The organism is Nocardia carnea NBRC 14403 (genome assembly GCF_000308515.1).
GTDB lineage: Bacteria > Actinomycetota > Actinomycetes > Mycobacteriales > Mycobacteriaceae > Nocardia > Nocardia carnea.
On sequence record NZ_BAFV01000022.1, the window covers coordinates 164086 to 180873 of the forward strand.

Consider the following 16788-nt stretch of genomic DNA (forward strand, 5'->3'; position numbering starts at 1 on the left):
ATCCCTCACGCAGCGCCCAGTGAGCGGAGGCAGGTGACGACGGCCTCGAGTGCCCGCCGGTCCTCGAGGTCGGGCGGGCGGCTGCCGCCTTCGGCGGTGATCGTCACCCGGCTGCCCGTGCGGATACCGAGGTCGGTCCAGCACCACGGGAGAACGGGCAGGTTAACCGCGTGGCCGCCTGCCGCGACGGTGATGCGAGAGGTGTAGCCGGCGGCGCTCATGGCCAGCTCTTCGGCAGATTCCGTGGTCAGCGCACCGGGTGAACGGATTTCTTCGACGTACACGGGTCCTCCTTCACCACAGATGCGCCCAGTGTAGTGATCCGGCGTCGATCGTGTCCGGTCGCCGGCACATCACGTCCGGCGGCCCGATCGTCGAATATCCCCTGCCCCGCGGACGGTGACGTCAGCGAAAGTGTAAAAGCTCACTCGGGTCCTTCAACAACTCATTCGAGCGGTTAGGATGATATCCGTGACTGCCGAAGGTTTGGACATCTCGCTCCGCGCCGGCCGCCGGGAATGGGCGGCACTGGGTGTGCTCGTGCTGGTCGTCACGCTGCTCGCCGTCGACGCCACGGTGCTCTACCTGGCGGTGCCGGCGTTGACCGCCGATATCTCACCCACTGCCACACAGCTGCTGTGGATCGGGGATATCTACTCGTTCGTGCTGGCGGGCCTGCTGATCACCATGGGCAACCTGGCCGACCGGATCGGCCGGAAACGCCTGTTGCTCCTCGGTTCCGCGGCCTTCGGTATCGCATCGCTCATCTCCGCGTTCGCACCGAATCCCGAAACCCTCATCGCCGCGCGAGTACTCCTGGGCGTGGCCGGGGCGACGCTGATGCCGTCGACATTGTCGATCGTCCGGGCGATGTTCGCCGATCCGAAACAACGCACCACCGCGATCGCGTTCTGGTCGATGGGCGCGACGGCCGGCGCGGCACTGGGGCCCCTGGTCGGTGGTGTGCTGCTCGAAAATTTCTGGTGGGGTTCGGTGTTCTTGATCAACCTGCCCATCATGGCGCTGGTCCTGATCGCGGGACCGGTGCTGATCCCGGAATCCCGTGGACGCGCCACAACTCCCATCGATCTGCTGTCCTCCCTGCTGTCGATCGTGGCGATCGTCCCCCTCGTGTATTCCGTGAAGCATTGGGTCGGCAGTGGATGGGACTGGACGATCCCGGTCTGCGTGCTGCTCGGGCTGGCCGCCGGGTGGGTCTTCCTGCGCCGCCAGCAGCAGCTCACCGATCCACTGCTCGATATCTCCCTGTTCCGGCTGCCCGCGTTCTCGGGTGCGGTGGCCGCCAACGGTTTGGCGATCTTTGCGTTCGTGGGCCTGCTGTTCTTCTTCTCTCAGTATCTGCAACTGGTTCGTCAGTACGGACCGTTGCAGGCCGGGCTGGCCGAACTACCGACAACTCTGGCGTCGATGGCGGTCATCGCGTTCGTCGCCGTGCTGTCGGCGCGGCTGGGCGCCGGGCGGGCAATCGGGCTGGGCCTGGCTGTCGCGGCGATCGGTCTGGCCGGGATCGGCCTGACCACCTCCCAGACCACCTACTGGGGACTCGGCGTCGCCTTGGTCGTGATCGGGCTCGGTGTAGGTGTGGCGATGACACTCTCGACGGACGCGGTGGTCTCGGCGGTACCGAAAGAACGCGCCGGCGCCGCATCCGCCATCGCGGAAACCGCCTACGAACTCGGAGTGGCCCTGGGTATCGCGGTCCTCGGGTCGGTCCACCTGGCGATGTACCGCTCGCACTTGGACCTACCCGCCGGCACAGCCGCCGCCGATGCGGCGGCCGCGGAGCAGTCCCTCGCCGTAACAGTCGACACCGTCACCGATGCGGCGGTCGTCGAGCACGCCCGGTCCGCATTCGCCGACGCGGTGCAGACCACCTCGTTCCTCGCCGCGGGGCTCCTCATCGTCTCGGCGGTGGTGGCCTGGCGCGTGATTCCCTCGCCACGGGATGCCAAGGTGAGTGCCGATGACTCGCACTGAACCGGTTGCCACGCGGGACAAAGAACGTACCCGCCGGGCAATCCTCGAAGCGGCCGAGCAGATGTTCTCGGAACACGGATCCAAGGCCAGTCTCGCCGCGATCGCGAAGGCGGCGAGCGTGACCCAAGGCGGTCTCCGGCATCATTTCCCTAGCCGCGCGGAACTGCTGTCCAGGGTGGTCGAACACACCATCGAGCGCTGCTGGGCCGAGATCCACGCTTGTATCGACCTGTCCGAGAACCGCCCGGGAAAGTTCACCCGGGGCTATATCCGCGCGATGACCGGCGGCGGCGACCTCTACGGAACCATTCTCGACCCGATCGCCTTGAGCGCCGCGCTCGGCAACCTGTCCGAGGTCGAATCGCTGTATGCACGGGACGCCGAAAAGCTGAACGCCGCCTTCGACGCCGACGGTCTGCCCCGAGCGCGTGTCCTGATCATCCGATACGCCGCGGACGGGCTCGCGGTCGCGCGGTCCAGCCCCTACCTGACCAGTGCGGATCTCGCTGAGGCGCGAGCGGAGCTACTGGCGATGACGGAGGAGTCCTGACACCTGCCCGCGCCCCATCGAACGATGCGCAGAGGCGCAGACCGACCGGCGCGGCGTACACGGACCCGACACCATCTCGTCCGGCGTGAGTACGACCCGGCCGGCGGGGTTGTGGATCAAGCTCCTCCGTCGACCGGTCCGCCGGGCTCGGGCAGCCGGGCGGTCAACCAGGCGACCACATCGGCGAGGACCTGATCGCGTTCGGGTTCGTTGAAGATCTCGTGGTACAGGCCGTCGTAGCGGCGCACCGTGAGATCGGTGGTGCCCGCGCGCTGTTCGATCCGGTCGGTACTCGCCGGGGCGGCGATGGCGTCGGCGGTTCCGTGCATCGCCAGGGTCGGTACGCGCAACTGCGGCAACCGGTCGAGCACCTGCCCCGCGGAGGCCAGGATTTCGGTGGCCGTGCGGGCGGGCAGTTTGCCGCGGAATACCAGCGGATCGTTGTCGTAGGCGGTGACCACGTCCGGGTCGCGGCTGATCTGCGACGAATCCAGTGCCAGCACACCCAGATTCGGCGTGAGACGGGTGAGTAGCGGCGCCAGTAGCCGCTGCACGGGGTTCCCGGCATCGATGATCAGCGGCGGCGCCGAAACCACCACACCCGCAACGTCGAGCGGCTCCCGGGTCGCCAGGTAAAGCGTGATCAGCGCACCCATCGAATGCCCGATCACGAACGCGGGCACCCCGGGATGCTCGTCCCGGACCAGCGCCAGCAGGGCTGCCACCTTGTCCGCGGCATCGGCTATCGAACCGAGATTGGCCGGTGCGCCGATCCGTGCGGATTCCCCGTGGCCCACATGATCGAGGGCATGGACCGCGAAACCGGCCGCGGCCAGCGTCCGGCCGACACGGTCGTATCGCCCCGAATGCTCGGCCACCCCGTGGACGAGCACGACCACCCCGCGCACCGGTGCCTCGGGCAGCCAGGAGCGGCGGGCCAGCCGGTGACCGGCATGCTCGAATTTCCCGCGCTCGGTGCGGATGTTCTGGTCGCCGGTCACTGGTCCTCCCTCACCGCCGGTCCACAGGATCCGCGGAAGCCGAGGTGCCGGCGGGAATTCCCGTCATCTCGGTTCCTGACCCCTCGGCTCGTCAGCGCCCCTGTCTCGGGTCGGCGAGCGCGATGAACAGGCGTCGGTTGAATTCGATCAGCCGAGCCTAGTTCACCCGGGACAGGGGCTCGTGGTTTCCGTGGATCCGGGCCGGCCGGCGGCTCGTCGCGACCTGCCGGTTCACCGGCCGGACTAGATGATGTCGCGGCCTTCTGCTTTGGCGTCACGCCACTCCCGGACGAAGGCGCGCACGATGACGAACAGGACGCCGGCGACGATCAGCGGCCAGATCAGCACATAAAGGGTGAGCAGGGCGGTCATACGGTTTCCTTTCCGGCCGGGTCCAGAGTTTCCGGCTGCGTTGTTTCCGCCGGCCGGGCGTCGAAATCGCCTGTGCGCTGCTTGATGAGCGCGAAATCGAACTCCCGCCTGGCCGGCAAGGTCAGCACCACGCATGTCACCGTGCTCACGGAATAGGCCACCAGCGACCCGGACAGCACGGGGTAGGTGTGCAGGAACCCGATGGTGAACGGCGCGGCGGCGAGGGTCGAGACCGTGCCCGCGACGAGGGCCACCCGCCTGCCGAAGAACCCGAACGCCATCAGCCCGAGCACAACACCGATACCGATCGTGGCCCACACATCGGAGACGATGCCGAGCGGGCCCGACAGGTCCACCCAGGAAAAACGGACCGGGATGAACGCGGCCAGGCCCAGAACCACTGCCGCGCTGAAGGCGAGATTGGTGACCCGATTCCAGTAGAAGCTCGCGATCACCGGGAACACCAGCGCTCCCCACATCGCACCCACGAACACGAGCAGATCCAGGATGTTCAGCTGCGAACCGGCGAAATAGAGCGCCGCCGCGATCGCGACGATCATCGTGATCCGGCCGATGAGGATCATCGTGCGCGGATCGGCATGTTTCTTGCCCGCCACATTGTGGCCGTAGATATCGGCCATCGTGATGGACGCGAGCGCGGTGAGATCGGCATCGGCGGTCGAGGAGAGCGAACCGATGATCATCACGAAGAACACGCACAACAGCAATGGGCTCAGGTACGTCGCCGCCATCTGCGGAATCAGATTGTTGACATCGCCGTCGATCGGATCGATCCCGGCGTACAGGGCGATGACACCGAGCATGCCGATCCCGATGATCGTGGCCCCGTACCCGACCGTCGCGGTGACGAACGTCTTCTTGATCAAATCCTCGCGCACCGCGAACAGCCGCTGCGCGATCGTCTGGTTACCGATCGCATAGGCAAGTACCGCCGCGATATAGGGGGCGCCTTGGTTGAAGAACGCATCGGAGGAGAAGAAGTTGCCCTGCTGCGGAGTCAGGTTGGCTGCCCCGGTCTCGAACAGGCCGGGACCACCCGCGGCGAAGAACACCACCGGAATGATGATCACGACGGCACCGAGCATGGCGAGCACCTGCACGAAGTCGGTCAGCACCGAGGCACGGAATCCCGACCAGAGCGTGTACAGCAGAATCCCGGCCGCGATCGCCACAATGCCCTGGCTGAAGGTGAACGGTGTGAGCATGCCGATGAGCGCACCGCCCGCGATCAGATTCGAGGTCAGGCTGATCAGGCTGCCGATCACATTCGATCCTGCGAGCATGAGCTGGCTGGACCGCCCGTGGCGGGCGTACATGACTTCCGCGATGGTGTGCGCCCGTGGCGCGACCTGGCGGATCCGGCGCCCGAACGGATAGATCAGCAGGATCATCAGCGCGCCCCACAACCCGTAGTGAATGGGTCCGGAGATGCCGTAGGTGTAGCCGGAGGTGGCCGATGCGTACATCGACGACGCCCAGATCCAGGTGGCTGTCATCGAGGCGGCGGAAATACCGAAACCGATACGGCCACCGCCTGTCATATACCCGTCGGCGTTCTCCTTCTTCCTGCTGATCCGGATGGAGATGTACAAGCTGCCACCGAAGAACAGCAGGATGAGCAGGACCACGACAGGTCCCGATAGGCGTTGTAGCTCGCCCACAGCGTTCTCACTTTCTCGTCATGGACCCGGCCCGCAATGCAAGGGCCGAGCGAACGGTCGGATGCGAACGCCGCGTCAATCGGGCGGAACGATACGACCGGCGTGGCCGGTCGTGCGCTGTGCAAAATCCACAGTTCTCCTTCCCTGCCGGGTACTACCGCGCGATGCGCGCCGCTCGGCGGCGCGCATCGTCGGCCAGTGGAATCAGTCGGATATCGGACGCAGAGCTGCCACCTGTCCGGTCGCGGGCGCAGCCGAGCCAGGCCTTTTCACGGATGTCCGGACGCGTGGCATACGGGTATCCCGCCGGCCGGGCGGCAGTGGCTGCCGCGAAAGGCCCGGCACAGTGGCGTATTCGCCAGGCGGTATGAAGTCCACAGAATTCTGTGCGCGGCTGCGCCGCTCAGCTGAGTGGAATCAGTCAGGCAGCGGCGGACTCTCCGGGATCGGCTCCGGAGGGGAATCCGTCCGATTTGGAGGCCGTGGACGGTAGCGCCGTCTGGCTACCGCGTACCGGGACGCCGGCGGTCGGCGGAATGGATGTGACGGTGGCGCTTTCGCTGCCGAGGTGCCCCGAACCACAGAATTTCGACTCGAAAACACCCACACTCATGCAGGTGAGCTTATCCGATGGCCTGGTCGACCGATCAGGATCATCCACCGTCCGCTGACTTTGCCCGGTGTGTCAGCGCTACCGATCCGACTCGGCGAGCGCAGTGAAGAGGCGCCGGTTGAATTCGATCAGCCGGGCGTAGTTCACCCGCGACAGGCGCTCGTCGTTTCCGTGGATCCGCTCCAGATCCGCGGCGGTGAGCCGGACCGGCGCGAAATTACAGCGGGTCGCGGCCAGATCGTCGTAGTGGCGGGAATCGGTGGCACCCGGTACCAAACCGGTGGTCACGGCGGCCTCCGGCGCCACCTGCCGGGTGAGTTCGGCGATCAGATCGAACTGCGGTCCCGGCGCCGGGGCGGGGGAGGGTTCGGCCGACATCCCCACCAGTTCGATCGATACCTGTGTATCGCGCACAGTCCGGCGGCAGTGCGCCAGCACCGATTCGACCGTATCGCCGGGCAGGATCCGGAAATTGATCAGCGCCTCCGCCTGCTGCGGCAGCACATTCGCCTTCACCCCGCCCCGGATCACCGTCGGAGCGGTGGTGGTACGCACGAGCGATTCGGTCTGCGGGGTCGCGGCCAGGATCCGGGCGACCACCGGCGCCGCCGCCCCGGCGAACCCCAGCAGGCGGCGTTTGGCGGCCGGCAGATGCGGTCGCAGGCGGGCGAGCATATCGGTGACCACCGGCGTTATCCGCAGCGGCATCGGATGGTCCTGTACCCGGCTCACCGCCCGGGCCAGCCGTCCGATCGCCGTCTGCCGTCCCGGCATGGACGAATGCCCGCCCGCATCGGTGACCGACAGCCGGACCGTGGCATAGCCCTTCTCGCCGACCATGATCGTGGCCACCGGTACCCGGACATCCCGGACGATCCCGTCGGTGATCACACCGCCCTCGTCCAGCAGCAGATCCGCCCGCACACCGCTTTCCCGCAGCCGGTTCGCCATCTGTACCGCACCCGTATCGCCGAATACTTCCTCGTCGTGGCCGAAGGCGAAGTAGACGGTATGCCGTGGCCGCAGCCCGGCGGCCAGCGCGGATTCCGCGGCCTCCAGGATCGCCAGCACACGGCTCTTGTCGTCGATCGCGCCGCGACCCCAGATGAACTCCTCGTCCACCACACCCGCGAACGGCGGATGGGTCCAGCGGCCGGGTTCGTCGGCCGGCACCACATCCTGATGCGCCAGCAGCAGGGCAGCGGTCCGGGTGTCGTCGATCCCGCGCCAGGTATAGAGCCGGCTGTGGCCGAACTTCTCCAGTTCGAGTTCGGCATGCACCCGCGGGAAGGACTCCTCCAGGTGGGCGCCGAGCCGGCGGAACTCCGTATCGAGCGAGGTCTGCGCCTGGGCCGAGTCCGGATCCGCACCGGACGCGGCGATCTCCTCGCGCGACACGGTGACACAGCGCAGCGCCACCGCGAGCCGTTCCGCGGTGGCGTCGTCGACGGGGTCGCCGGAAGACGGACGGGCCTCGAGGTTGGTGGACATTCCTGCATTGTCCTCGCCTGGCTGCCCGGCGTCCCGGCACTGCCGGGATGTGCCGGAATCGGCTCGCCGCCCGGCGCCGGGCGACGCCTGCGCAGGAGCGGAGGGGCCGGGGTTCCGAGTCATCCGGCGTGGTCCATGACGTGCCGCCGGTCGTGTGGGGCTCGAGCGCCGCCGCCGATCCGGTGGCGGGGTGAGCGAATGCCGCGACCGGCCCGAATGGCTTACCCGTCCCGTGACCGGCGGTTCGGGTGCGGGCATTATTGTGGGGGTCATGGCAGCAGGCAAGCCCGACAAAGAGGCGAAGGCCGCGGCGAAAGCGGCGCGCAAACAGCAGTCGAAGGAACGTCGTCAGCAGATCTGGCAGGCGTTCCAGATGCAGCGCAAAGAGGACAAGCTGCTGCTGCCGCTGCTGATCGGCGCCGTGGTGATCACCACGCTGGTGCTGTTCGGGATCGGCTTCCTGTTCGATGTGCAGTGGTTCCTGCTGCCCCTGGGCCTGCTGCTGGGTGTGCTGTTCGCCTTCATCATCTTCGGCCGGCGCGTGCAGAAAACCGTCTACGGCAAGGCCGAGGGCCAGGCCGGGGCTGCGGCCTGGGTACTGGACAACCTCCAGGGCAAATGGCGGGTCAGCAACGGTATCGCCGCCACCACCCAGCTCGACGCCGTGCACCGGGTGATCGGGCTGCCCGGCGTGATCTTCGTGGCCGAGGGTTCCCCTCAGCGGCTGCGGACGCTGCTCGCGCAAGAGAAGAAGCGCACCGCCCGGCTCGTCGGCGACACCCCCATCTACGACGTGACGGTCGGCAACGAGGAAGGCCAGGTTCCGCTCAAGGAACTACAGCGCTACCTCACCAAGCTGCCCCGCAATATCGATACCAAGCGGATGGACCAGATCGAAGGCCGGCTCAGCGCCCTGAGCGCCCGCGGCGGACCGGCTATGCCGAAGGGCCCGATGCCGACGAACGCCAAGATGCGCGGTATGCAGCGCACCATCCGCCGCCGCTGAGTTCATGGCGCCGCCTTCGGCGGCGCGGGGTTCACCAGCCAGAGCACTCGGTCGTAGGCGACGAGGTGGTACACCACCAGGATTGCGGCCGAGATGATCGCGAGTTGGGGGAGACCGGCGAACCAGAGCGCGACCGCCCCACCCCAGAACACCGCGAACTCGACGACCAACCGCACCGGCCCGGGAACTGCGACCGGGGCCGCGCCCGATCGGCTCGGGTCGTCCGGGACGGCGAACACGCCCCATACGACCGCCGCGAGTATCGGTAACACCACTACGAGCAACCAGCGGGCCGGGTTGTCGGTCACCCGCCAGCCCAGGATCGCGAACGAGGCGAAGGCGGTCAGCTCCAGCAGGAACCGCACGCCGAGCAGGGCAGGATTCAGCGACACCGGGCGATCTTATGGCCGCGCGGCGTTTCCGGCCCGGTCAGCGCGTGCGGACTACCGCGGTGCCGGTGGCCCGGTCGTGCATTCCGCGCCCGTCGCCGTCGGTGAACAGTGCGGGCACCACGAAGGTCAGCAGGATCTGCCGGGCCAGCGCACGCACGAAACCGACCCGTACGGGTGCGTCGATCCGGATCACCCGCAACCGCAGGAAGTACTGGCCCGGGGTGAACCCGAAGAGCGCCACCGCGACCAGGCCGATCACCATCCACACCATCCACGTCGGGGTACTCAACGCCCCCGATACGGCTTCGAAAGCTGTCGGTTCGGCGACACCCTGTGGCAGCTCGGTCTCGGCAATGATCCGATCCGGGTTCGGTCGCACGATCAGGGCGGCGATACCCATGGCGATCACCCAGTCGACGGCCATCGCCGTGATCCGCCGGGCCATCCCGACCAGCGATCCCGCGCCGGTACGGGGTAGCCCGATATGTTCGCCCGCGTATTCGCTCGGTTCCGGATCGCCCGGTGTCTCGGTGGGTCCGGTGAGCCAGGATCCGGTAACACGTGCCATGAACCCCAGGATAGGCCTCGCCGTTTCCGGCATATCGGGCGGTCGCTGTGCACAATGGCCTGCGTGCCGGTCCGGCGGGACTGTCCGGGCGGTATGGAGCGCGGTAATCTCGCTGGCGTGGCCGAGGACACGTGCCGTGCGGCACGTGTAACACTGGCGAAACAAACCCTTGACGGCCGGGAAACACCCTGTCCATAACGTCGGATCGCGACGCCCCGCACTCGATACTGGCTGGGATCTATCCGTAAGGAGAGCTAAGTGACGTTCAGCACGGCCGACGAGGTCATCAAGTACATGGCGGATCAGGATGTCGAATACGTCGATATCCGATTCAGCGATCTGCCCGGTGTACAGCAGCACTTCTCCATCCCGGCGAAGGCGTTCACCGCCGATCTCGCCGAGGAGGGCCTCGCGTTCGACGGCTCCTCGGTGCGCGGATTCCAGTCCATCGACGAGTCCGACATGCTGCTGCTGCCCGATTTCAGCACCGCGCAGATCGACCCGTTCCGGGCGGCGAAGACGCTCAACATGAACTTCTTCGTGCACGACCCGTTCACCCGCGAGGCCTACTCCCGCGACCCGCGCAATATTGCGCGCAAGGCCGAGGAGTACCTGCGCTCCACCGGTATCGCCGATACCGCCTTCTTCGGCGCCGAGGCCGAGTTCTACATCTTCGACTCGGTCCGTTACGACTCGCAGATGAACGGCGCCTTCTACCAGGTCGAGTCCATCTCCGGCTCCTGGAACACCGGTGCGAAGGTCAACCCGGACGGCAGCCCCAACCGCGGCTACAAGGTCCGCAACAAGGGCGGCTACTTCCCCGTGGCCCCCTACGACCACTACGTCGACCTGCGCGACAAGATCTCCACCAACCTGCAGAACGCCGGGTTCGAGCTGGAGCGCGGCCACCACGAGGTCGGCACCGCCGGTCAGGCCGAGATCAACTACAAGTTCAACACCATGCTGGCCGCGGCCGACGATCTGCAGCTGTTCAAGTACATCGTCAAGAACACCGCCTGGGCCGAGGGCAAAACCGTCACCTTCATGCCGAAGCCGCTCTTCGGTGACAACGGCTCGGGTATGCACGCCCACCAGTCGCTGTGGAAGGACGGCAAGCCGCTGTTCCACGACGAGGCCGGTTACGCCGGACTGTCGGATCTGGCCCGCCACTACATCGGCGGCATCCTGCACCACGCCCCGTCGCTGCTGGCGTTCACCAACCCCACCGTGAACTCCTACCACCGCCTGGTCCCCGGCTACGAGGCCCCGATCAACCTGGTGTACTCGCAGCGCAACCGCTCCGCCGCGGTCCGCATCCCGGTCACCGGCAACAACCCGAAGGCCAAGCGCATCGAGTTCCGCGCGCCGGACTCCTCGGGCAACCCGTACCTGGCCTTCGCCGCCATGCTGATGGCCGGCCTGGACGGCATCAAGAAGAAGATCGAGCCGCTGGCCCCGGTCGACAAGGACCTCTACGAGCTCCCGCCGGAGGAGGCCAAGAACATCCCGCAGGCCCCCACCAGTCTGTCGTCGGTGATCGACCGCCTCGAGGCCGACCACGAGTACCTCACCGAAGGCAATGTCTTCACCGAGGACCTGATCGAAACCTGGATCAACATCAAGCGTGAGCAGGAAATCGCCCCCGTGAACCTGCGCCCGCACCCCTACGAGTTCGAACTCTACTTCGACGTGTGATCCTGACCTGCGGTTCGACCCCCGTTGCCGGCTTCCGGTACGCAGTGGGTAAGCAGTAGAAGGTTTCGAGTCCACCCGCTCGGTGATCGCAAGATCACTCGGCGGGTGGACTCGTCTGTGTCCCCGATCGCAGGCGTGTCCACGCCATCGCATCGACATGCGTTTCGTTTATTTCGTTTATTGCTAGGCTGGTCATGGAGGTAGATCATGACGGGTGTACATACTGCGAAACGGATCGAGCCAGGTGCGATCGATGCCGAGGTCGCCGCGCGGGCTATGCGCCGCATTCGCGACTATCTTGCTCGGCATCCCGACGAGGATGTCATTTCGGTCGGCCGAGAGGTCGGCAGCGATGATGCCTTGGTGGTGCCACGCGCGGTGGTCGATCTGCTCGCCTTCGTGCTGGCGGAGGCGGCGAGTGGCCGGGGCGTCACCATCGTGCCCTCCGACGCGGAACTGACCACGCAACAGGCCGCGGAAATGCTGAACGTTTCGCGGCCCTATCTGGTCGGTCTCCTGGAATCGGGTGAGGTTCCGTTCCGGCTGGTGGGCACCCATCGGCGCGTCCGGTTCGATGACCTTCGCGCCTACCAGCGCCGACTCGAAGACTCCGGTCGTGCTGCGGCTGACGAACTCTCCGAGTTGGGTCAGGAACTGGGTATCTGACATGGCCTGTGTGGTCGTTTACGACGCAAATGTTCTCTACGGCAACACCTTGCGGGATATGTTGATACGGGTTGCTCGTTCTCGTTTGGTGCAGGCGAAATGGACTGATCGAATCCTCGACGAGACGCTCGAGAGTTTGGCGGCACGCCGACCGGATATTCAGCGAACGAAGCTCGACCGGTTGCGGGGTGCTGATGAATGCGGCGGTTCCGGATAGCCTGGTCACGGGGTACGAACCGCTGATCGAAGGACTGAAGCTTCCAGACTCGGATGATCGGCATGTATTGGCCGCTGCGATAAAGTGCCACGCGTCGATGATCGTCACATGGAACATCTCCGATTTTCCACTGGAAAGCCTGAATCCGTGGAATGTGGAAGCCAAGAGCCCCGACGACTTCCTGCTCGAGCAGATCAGCACCGACGATCGGCGAGTGTGGGCGTGTGTCCAGCAAATAGCGGATTCGCGGCGCCACCCTCCCGAAACCGCCGAGGACGTGCTCGATGCACTCGATCGAGCGGGAATGCTGGAATCGGTTGCTGCGCTCCGTTCGGGGCGCTGAATACCCCTGTTTCAACAAAGCGAGGCGTTGGATTCTCGTGGATGCTCCGGAGAGCGATGATTTCTGTGTGCGGTTCCGGTCATCACATCCAGAGCAGATTTATCCGAACTCTGGGAGAGAACATGACCGAGCACACCGCGGGCGCTCTGCCGCCGATCGTCGACCGGCAGACGTGGCAGACCGCGCTCGACGACCTGCGGAAGCGGGAGAAGGCCGCCACTCGTGAACTGGACGCGATCGCCGCGCAACGCCGCAGGCTGCCGATGGTGGAGCTCCCGGACTACACACTGATCGGCCCGGACGGTCCTGTCCGGCTGGTCGACGTATTCGACGGGCGCTCGCAGCTCATCGTCTACAACCACATGTGGTCCGATGGCGCGGAGTGGCAGTGCGGCGGCTGTACCGGGCTCACGTCGCAGTATGTCCGGTTGGGCTGGCTCGACAACTACGATGCCCGTTTCGTCATCGTCACCAATGGGCCCATCGACGAGGCGCTGGCCTACAAGACGAAGGTCGGCAACAGGATGGACTGGTATTCGTCGCCGGAGAGTTCGTTCGGCGCCGATGTGGACGCGCCGCCCGGCGGCGGGTTCGCGGTGAATGTGTTTCTCCGCGACGGCGACAAGGTCTACCGCACCTGGCACACCAACGGGCGCGGTACCGAGCAGCTCAGCTACACGTTCGCATTGGTCGACATCCTGCCGTGGGGTCGCCAGGAGGAATGGCAGGATTCACCCGACGGATGGCCGAAATCGCCCACCTACTCCAAGTGGCTCGACTCTCCTGACGTTGCCCGGCTGTACGGTCCGGACGGAGAAGCCACTGCGGGGCCCGCGAGCGCCGCCGGTTCCCGGTGACGCGAGGGATAGGTCGATGAAGCCTTCGCGCAGTGGTCACCTGCCGATCAACGGTCTGAGCCTGTATTACGAAGTGCACGGTGACCTCGGCATTTCGAAAACCATTCCGCTGCTGCTGATACCCGGCGCGTTCATGGCCACCGACTCGATGACTCCGTGGATATCCGGTTTCGCGGGTGAGCGGGCGGTGATCGTCTTCGACCAGCAGGGGCACGGCCGAACCCCGGATACTTCGCGGGCCATGTCGTACGAGCAATTTGCCGACGACGCGGCGGAATTGCTGCGCGCCTTGAAAGTCGAGCGCGCGGATGTCATGGGTTACTCGCAAGGTGGCGGGGTTGCGCTGCAGCTCGCGCTCCGCCACCCGGCGCTCGTGGACAAGCTGGTTTCGATGTCGGCCACCTTCCGCAGGGTCGGCTGGTATCCCTCGGTGCCGGAGGTCATCGCAGGTCTCGACGCGACAGCGTTCGCCGGTACAGCTGTCGAGAAGTCTTTCAGGGAACACACACCTGATCCCACGGCATTCGACGCCTACATCGAAAAGATGAAGGTGCTGAATATCGAAGACCAGAACATCAGCGACGCCCAGATGCGTTCGATTTCTGCGAAAACGATGGTGATAGTCGGTGATGCGGACGGCGTGAAACCCGAGCATGCGTTACAGATGTTCATGCTGCGCGGGGGCGGTGACGAGGAAGCGGCGGCGTCGGGGATGTTGCACAAGGCACCGGCTGCGCGCTTGGTGATTCTGCCCGCGACATCGCATATCGGTATCAGCGGGGAGTCTGCGGTGCTGGTACCGATGGTGCGTTCATTCCTCGACGATGTGCCACCGGCGACACCCGAGCTTTTCTAGAGATCACGCATGCGGGCGGTCCTCGTTGCCGAAACGTAGGATCACGCCGATATGTGCGCACCGCAGATCATTCGGCAGCTCGGTGACATCGACGAGACCGGGCGGGGGCGGCGTGCGTTCCTCCGGGCGGCCGGAGCCGCGGCGGCGGTGGCGGTTGCCGCGCCGGCTGTCACGGCACGGGCAGAACCCGGTGGTGTTCTGGATCTGACACATGTACTCAGTCCGCAGACACCGGTATGGCCGGGTAACCCGCCGTTCACCGCCGTGCCGGTGGCTTGGGAAGCGGTCGGCGGTTTCGCACAGAATGCTCTCGCCCTGTGGGAACACACCGGCACCCATGTGGACGCACCGGCGCACCGGCGAGGTTCGGCAACGACCGATCTGTTGCCGGCACAGGATTTGGTGGCGCCGCTGGTGGTGATCGATATCCGGGACCGCGCCGGCACCGACCCGGACGCCGGCGTCACGGTTGCCGACCTCACCGAATGGGAGAAACGGCACGGCCGCATTCCGGATCGGGCGTTCGTGGCGATGTACTCGGGGTGGGAGCAGCGGCTCGCCGTACCCGGTGCTTTCGTGAATCTGGATGGGCACGGCATACCGCACGGGCCCGGTTTCACCGCGGAGGCCGCGGAATTCCTGGTGTCGCGGCGCGAAATCGTCGGTGCCGGAGTGGATACGCTGAGCCTCGATCGGGCGGCGGACCGCGACTACGGTGCGCATACCGCGTTTCTGGGGGCCGGCCGCTACGGCGTCGAGATGCTTGCGAATCTCGGTGCCGCACCGCCCGTGGGGGCGACGGTGGTGGTGGGTGCGCCCAAACATATCGGTGGGACCGGCGGACCGTGCCGAGTGCTGGCACTGACCTGAACGCTCAACCGGGCGGAGCGGTATCTCGAGGTATTTCGACCGATAGGCGATGCCGGAAGACGTTACGGGGATCCCAGTCGGCCTTCACCTGCTGTAGCCGTGGGTATCCCGCGCCGTAATACAGTGCCTGCCAAGGAACTCCGGACGTGTTGAAACGCGGGTCCGCCAGGTCCGGGTCCGGGTAGTTGATATAGCTCCCGCCGTTACGTGCATCCGGTACCGGCGCGCCCCCCGGTTTCCGCGTAGACCTCGTGGTACAGCTGTCGGGCCACCCCGATATGGCGGTCGTCGTCGATCGGCAGTCGCCAGGCGGCGTGGATGAGCATCTTCATGAACGAGTCGCGCGCCGGTGCGGCCGTGGTATCGGGCGCGATCGCGTTGACAGCACCGCCGAACGGCAGGAATTCGACTTCCGATTCGCCGACGGAGGCGGGGGAGACGATATGGCGGTAGAAAATGCAGAGTTGTTCGGTCGTGTAGGGCTGCCGCAGTAGGCGGCCTTGGTCTTGACCCGCCGATCCGACGGGGCGCCGGCGTAGTAGGTGTTCGCCACGGTGTCCGGGTAGCTCTGTTCGGTCAGCGGCCGGATCACCGGGCCGGGGAACACACCCTCGGTGACCGTGGCGATGAATTCTTCGACCCGGGCTCGCGCATCGGGTTCATCGGCGGTCTGCAGGATCAGCATTTCGCCGAAGCCGGTGAGGGTGGGACGGAAGCTGATCGGCGCATAGAGGCCGGCGAATCGGTTTCCGGGATTCCGGTGCACCGAAAAGAATTCGAGATAGTTGCGCATGAACCGCAGGAACGAGTCCTCGGTCGTTACCGGCAGAGTCAACCTGGTGGTGAGTACGGCGCGCGGCGGTGCGGGCAGTGCGGTGGCCGGATCGGATCCGTCGGAACCCGGGGAGCGCAGCAGGAACCGGGTCACGATTCCGAAGTTGCCGCCCCCGCCGCCGGTGTGGGCCCACCACAGGTCCCGGTGCGGGCCGTCTCGGGTGGCCACGGTTAGGTTCGTGCTGCCGTCCCGCCCCACGGTGACGACCTCCACCCCGTAGAGGTGATCGGATATCAGGCCGTACCGGCGCGACAGCGGCCCGTAACCACCGCCACTGATATGGCCGCCGACTCCGACACCTCGGCAGATCCCGCCGGGCACAGTCACATTCCATGCGGCCAACCCTGGTAGACGGTTTCCAGGGTGGCGCCGGCCCCCACCGCGAACGCTCGATAGCGTTCGTCCCACGCGATCTCGCGGAGCCGTTTCAGATCGACGATCACCTGTGTCTCGGAGTTGTCGACGAAATCTTCGAAGCAGTGGCCACCCGAACGGGCCGCCGGCCGCAGACCTTCGCGCACCGCCGCGCCGACTGCTTGCCGCGCCTCCTCCGCTGTTCCCGGCACATGGATTCGCCGCGGGCGGGCAATGAAGCGCCGGTTGTATCCGCGCAGCACCAGGTCGTTGTGGGTCTGTTCACCAGGAACCACTGGAGCGGCTTGCGCGGGCAGATCGCGAAGACCTGCCACGCCGAGCGCGACCCCCAGCGCGGTGGAGGTGACTAGCCGTCTCCGTGAAAGCATGTCGAGCCCTTGCCGATACCGTGGGTAGGCCGA

21 protein-coding genes are annotated in these 16788 nt (G+C 66.0%); 9 read left to right on the forward strand and 12 right to left on the reverse strand.

Annotated features, from left to right (window positions below):
- Positions 1-5: 5 nt before the first annotated feature.
- Entirely contained in the window at positions 6-284 is a 279-nt protein-coding gene (locus tag ON22_RS08320; protein WP_033244977.1) for an HPr family phosphocarrier protein, read from the reverse strand.
- A gap of 178 nt (positions 285-462) precedes the next feature.
- Between ON22_RS08320 and ON22_RS08325 the strand changes: the two genes are divergently transcribed.
- Both ON22_RS08325 and ON22_RS08330 read left to right on the forward strand, forming a co-directional pair.
- Complete coding sequence (locus ON22_RS08325) at positions 463-1998, forward strand: MFS transporter (protein ID WP_051157302.1); 1536 nt, start codon at positions 463-465, stop codon at positions 1996-1998.
- Entirely contained in the window at positions 1985-2548 is a 564-nt protein-coding gene (locus ON22_RS08330; RefSeq protein WP_051743120.1) for a TetR/AcrR family transcriptional regulator, read from the forward strand. Before ON22_RS08325 ends, ON22_RS08330 begins: the two co-directional genes overlap by 14 nt.
- 116 nt (positions 2549-2664) lie before the next feature.
- Here ON22_RS08330 and ON22_RS08335 read toward each other — a convergent pair whose 3' ends face one another.
- From ON22_RS08335 to ON22_RS08355, 5 genes are all read right to left on the reverse strand, one after another.
- Complete coding sequence (locus ON22_RS08335; protein WP_231508630.1) at positions 2665-3549, reverse strand: alpha/beta hydrolase; 885 nt, start codon at positions 3547-3549, stop codon at positions 2665-2667.
- 243 nt (positions 3550-3792) lie between these two features.
- Positions 3793-3921, reverse strand: a complete 129-nt coding sequence (locus ON22_RS37515; RefSeq protein WP_033244978.1) for a putative transporter small subunit — start codon at positions 3919-3921, stop codon at positions 3793-3795.
- A complete protein-coding gene (locus ON22_RS08345; RefSeq protein WP_033244979.1) occupies positions 3918-5603 on the reverse strand; it encodes a sodium:solute symporter family protein in 1686 nt (561 codons plus the stop codon). The genes ON22_RS37515 and ON22_RS08345 overlap by 4 nt, the downstream gene beginning before the upstream one ends.
- A 421-nt stretch (positions 5604-6024) precedes the next feature.
- Positions 6025-6216 (reverse strand): hypothetical protein, encoded by a 192-nt coding sequence (locus tag ON22_RS08350; protein WP_033244980.1) that lies wholly within the window; start codon positions 6214-6216, stop codon positions 6025-6027.
- Positions 6217-6294: 78 nt separating this feature from the next.
- Positions 6295-7707, reverse strand: a complete 1413-nt coding sequence (locus ON22_RS08355) for a M20/M25/M40 family metallo-hydrolase (protein ID WP_033244981.1) — start codon at positions 7705-7707, stop codon at positions 6295-6297.
- Between the two features lie 271 nt (positions 7708-7978).
- On the opposite strand from ON22_RS08355, the gene ON22_RS08360 reads away from it, so the two are divergent.
- Positions 7979-8713, forward strand: coding sequence for a DUF4191 domain-containing protein (locus ON22_RS08360; protein ID WP_033245370.1), 735 nt, complete (start codon positions 7979-7981; stop codon positions 8711-8713).
- Between the two features lie 2 nt (positions 8714-8715).
- On the opposite strand, the gene ON22_RS08365 is transcribed toward ON22_RS08360, so the two are convergent.
- Together ON22_RS08365 and ON22_RS08370 are read right to left on the reverse strand one after the other, a co-directional pair.
- Complete coding sequence (locus ON22_RS08365) at positions 8716-9105, reverse strand: YrdB family protein (protein WP_033244982.1); 390 nt, start codon at positions 9103-9105, stop codon at positions 8716-8718.
- A 37-nt stretch (positions 9106-9142) separates the two neighbouring features.
- A complete protein-coding gene (locus tag ON22_RS08370; protein WP_033244983.1) occupies positions 9143-9673 on the reverse strand; it encodes an RDD family protein in 531 nt (176 codons plus the stop codon).
- 258 nt (positions 9674-9931) lie between these two features.
- Here ON22_RS08370 and glnA point away from each other — a divergent pair, with 258 nt between their 5' ends.
- The 6 genes from glnA (at position 9932) to ON22_RS08400 (ending at position 15177) form a co-directional block, all read left to right on the forward strand.
- Entirely contained in the window at positions 9932-11368 is a 1437-nt protein-coding gene (glnA, locus tag ON22_RS08375) for a type I glutamate--ammonia ligase (protein ID WP_033244984.1), read from the forward strand.
- A gap of 207 nt (positions 11369-11575) precedes the next feature.
- On the forward strand, positions 11576-12034 hold the full coding sequence (locus tag ON22_RS08380) for an excisionase family DNA-binding protein (protein ID WP_051157304.1): 459 nt from the start codon (positions 11576-11578) through the stop codon (positions 12032-12034).
- A 194-nt stretch (positions 12035-12228) separates the two neighbouring features.
- Positions 12229-12594, forward strand: a complete 366-nt coding sequence (locus ON22_RS08385) for a VapC50 family PIN domain-containing toxin (protein ID WP_483414266.1) — start codon at positions 12229-12231, stop codon at positions 12592-12594.
- Positions 12595-12716: 122 nt separating this feature from the next.
- On the forward strand, positions 12717-13451 hold the full coding sequence (locus ON22_RS08390) for a DUF899 domain-containing protein (RefSeq protein WP_033244985.1): 735 nt from the start codon (positions 12717-12719) through the stop codon (positions 13449-13451).
- 16 nt (positions 13452-13467) lie between these two features.
- Positions 13468-14307 (forward strand): alpha/beta fold hydrolase, encoded by an 840-nt coding sequence (locus tag ON22_RS08395; RefSeq protein ID WP_033244986.1) that lies wholly within the window; start codon positions 13468-13470, stop codon positions 14305-14307.
- A gap of 51 nt (positions 14308-14358) precedes the next feature.
- Positions 14359-15177 carry a cyclase family protein gene (locus ON22_RS08400; RefSeq protein WP_033244987.1) on the forward strand — a complete coding sequence of 273 codons (819 nt, stop codon included), beginning with the start codon at positions 14359-14361 and terminating at the stop codon, positions 15175-15177.
- A 4-nt stretch (positions 15178-15181) separates the two neighbouring features.
- Here ON22_RS08400 and ON22_RS37855 read toward each other — a convergent pair whose 3' ends face one another.
- Genes ON22_RS37855 through ON22_RS37870 form a run of 4 tightly spaced genes read right to left on the reverse strand, consistent with a single transcriptional unit; the run spans position 15182 to position 16755 of the window.
- Positions 15182-15367 (reverse strand): BBE domain-containing protein, encoded by a 186-nt coding sequence (locus ON22_RS37855; RefSeq protein WP_306306585.1) that lies wholly within the window; start codon positions 15365-15367, stop codon positions 15182-15184.
- Positions 15368-15380: 13 nt separating this feature from the next.
- Complete coding sequence (locus tag ON22_RS37860; protein ID WP_255218516.1) at positions 15381-15509, reverse strand: hypothetical protein; 129 nt, start codon at positions 15507-15509, stop codon at positions 15381-15383.
- Positions 15506-16333 (reverse strand): FAD-binding protein, encoded by an 828-nt coding sequence (locus tag ON22_RS37865; protein WP_255218517.1) that lies wholly within the window; start codon positions 16331-16333, stop codon positions 15506-15508. Before ON22_RS37865 ends, ON22_RS37860 begins: the two co-directional genes overlap by 4 nt.
- A gap of 2 nt (positions 16334-16335) precedes the next feature.
- The gene (locus tag ON22_RS37870) at positions 16336-16755 is read right to left on the reverse strand and encodes an FAD-binding protein (protein ID WP_255218518.1); all 420 of its coding nucleotides are present in this window, start codon (positions 16753-16755) and stop codon (positions 16336-16338) included.
- Between the last annotated feature and the right edge of the window lie 33 nt (positions 16756-16788).

Excerpts from the sequence above, each read along its gene's own strand:
- ON22_RS08380 (WP_051157304.1), top strand. The coding sequence starts at position 11,576 with ATGACGGGTGTACATACTGCGAAACGGATCGAGCCAGGTGCGATCGAT.
- ON22_RS08330 (WP_051743120.1), top strand. The coding sequence starts at position 1,985 with ATGACTCGCACTGAACCGGTTGCCACGCGGGACAAAGAACGTACCCGC.
- ON22_RS08400 (WP_033244987.1), top strand. The coding sequence starts at position 14,359 with ATGTGCGCACCGCAGATCATTCGGCAGCTCGGTGACATCGACGAGACC.
- ON22_RS08325 (WP_051157302.1), top strand. The coding sequence starts at position 463 with ATGATATCCGTGACTGCCGAAGGTTTGGACATCTCGCTCCGCGCCGGC.
- ON22_RS08395 (WP_033244986.1), top strand. The coding sequence starts at position 13,468 with ATGAAGCCTTCGCGCAGTGGTCACCTGCCGATCAACGGTCTGAGCCTG.
- ON22_RS08390 (WP_033244985.1), top strand. The coding sequence starts at position 12,717 with ATGACCGAGCACACCGCGGGCGCTCTGCCGCCGATCGTCGACCGGCAG.
- ON22_RS08355 (WP_033244981.1), bottom strand. The coding sequence starts at position 7,707 with ATGTCCACCAACCTCGAGGCCCGTCCGTCTTCCGGCGACCCCGTCGAC.
- ON22_RS37860 (WP_255218516.1), bottom strand. The coding sequence starts at position 15,509 with ATGAAGATGCTCATCCACGCCGCCTGGCGACTGCCGATCGACGACGAC.
- ON22_RS08350 (WP_033244980.1), bottom strand. The coding sequence starts at position 6,216 with ATGAGTGTGGGTGTTTTCGAGTCGAAATTCTGTGGTTCGGGGCACCTC.
- ON22_RS08360 (WP_033245370.1), top strand. The coding sequence starts at position 7,979 with ATGGCAGCAGGCAAGCCCGACAAAGAGGCGAAGGCCGCGGCGAAAGCG.
- ON22_RS37870 (WP_255218518.1), bottom strand. The coding sequence starts at position 16,755 with ATGCTTTCACGGAGACGGCTAGTCACCTCCACCGCGCTGGGGGTCGCG.
- ON22_RS08385 (WP_483414266.1), top strand. The coding sequence starts at position 12,229 with ATGAATGCGGCGGTTCCGGATAGCCTGGTCACGGGGTACGAACCGCTG.
- ON22_RS37515 (WP_033244978.1), bottom strand. The coding sequence starts at position 3,921 with ATGACCGCCCTGCTCACCCTTTATGTGCTGATCTGGCCGCTGATCGTC.
- ON22_RS08370 (WP_033244983.1), bottom strand. The coding sequence starts at position 9,673 with ATGGCACGTGTTACCGGATCCTGGCTCACCGGACCCACCGAGACACCG.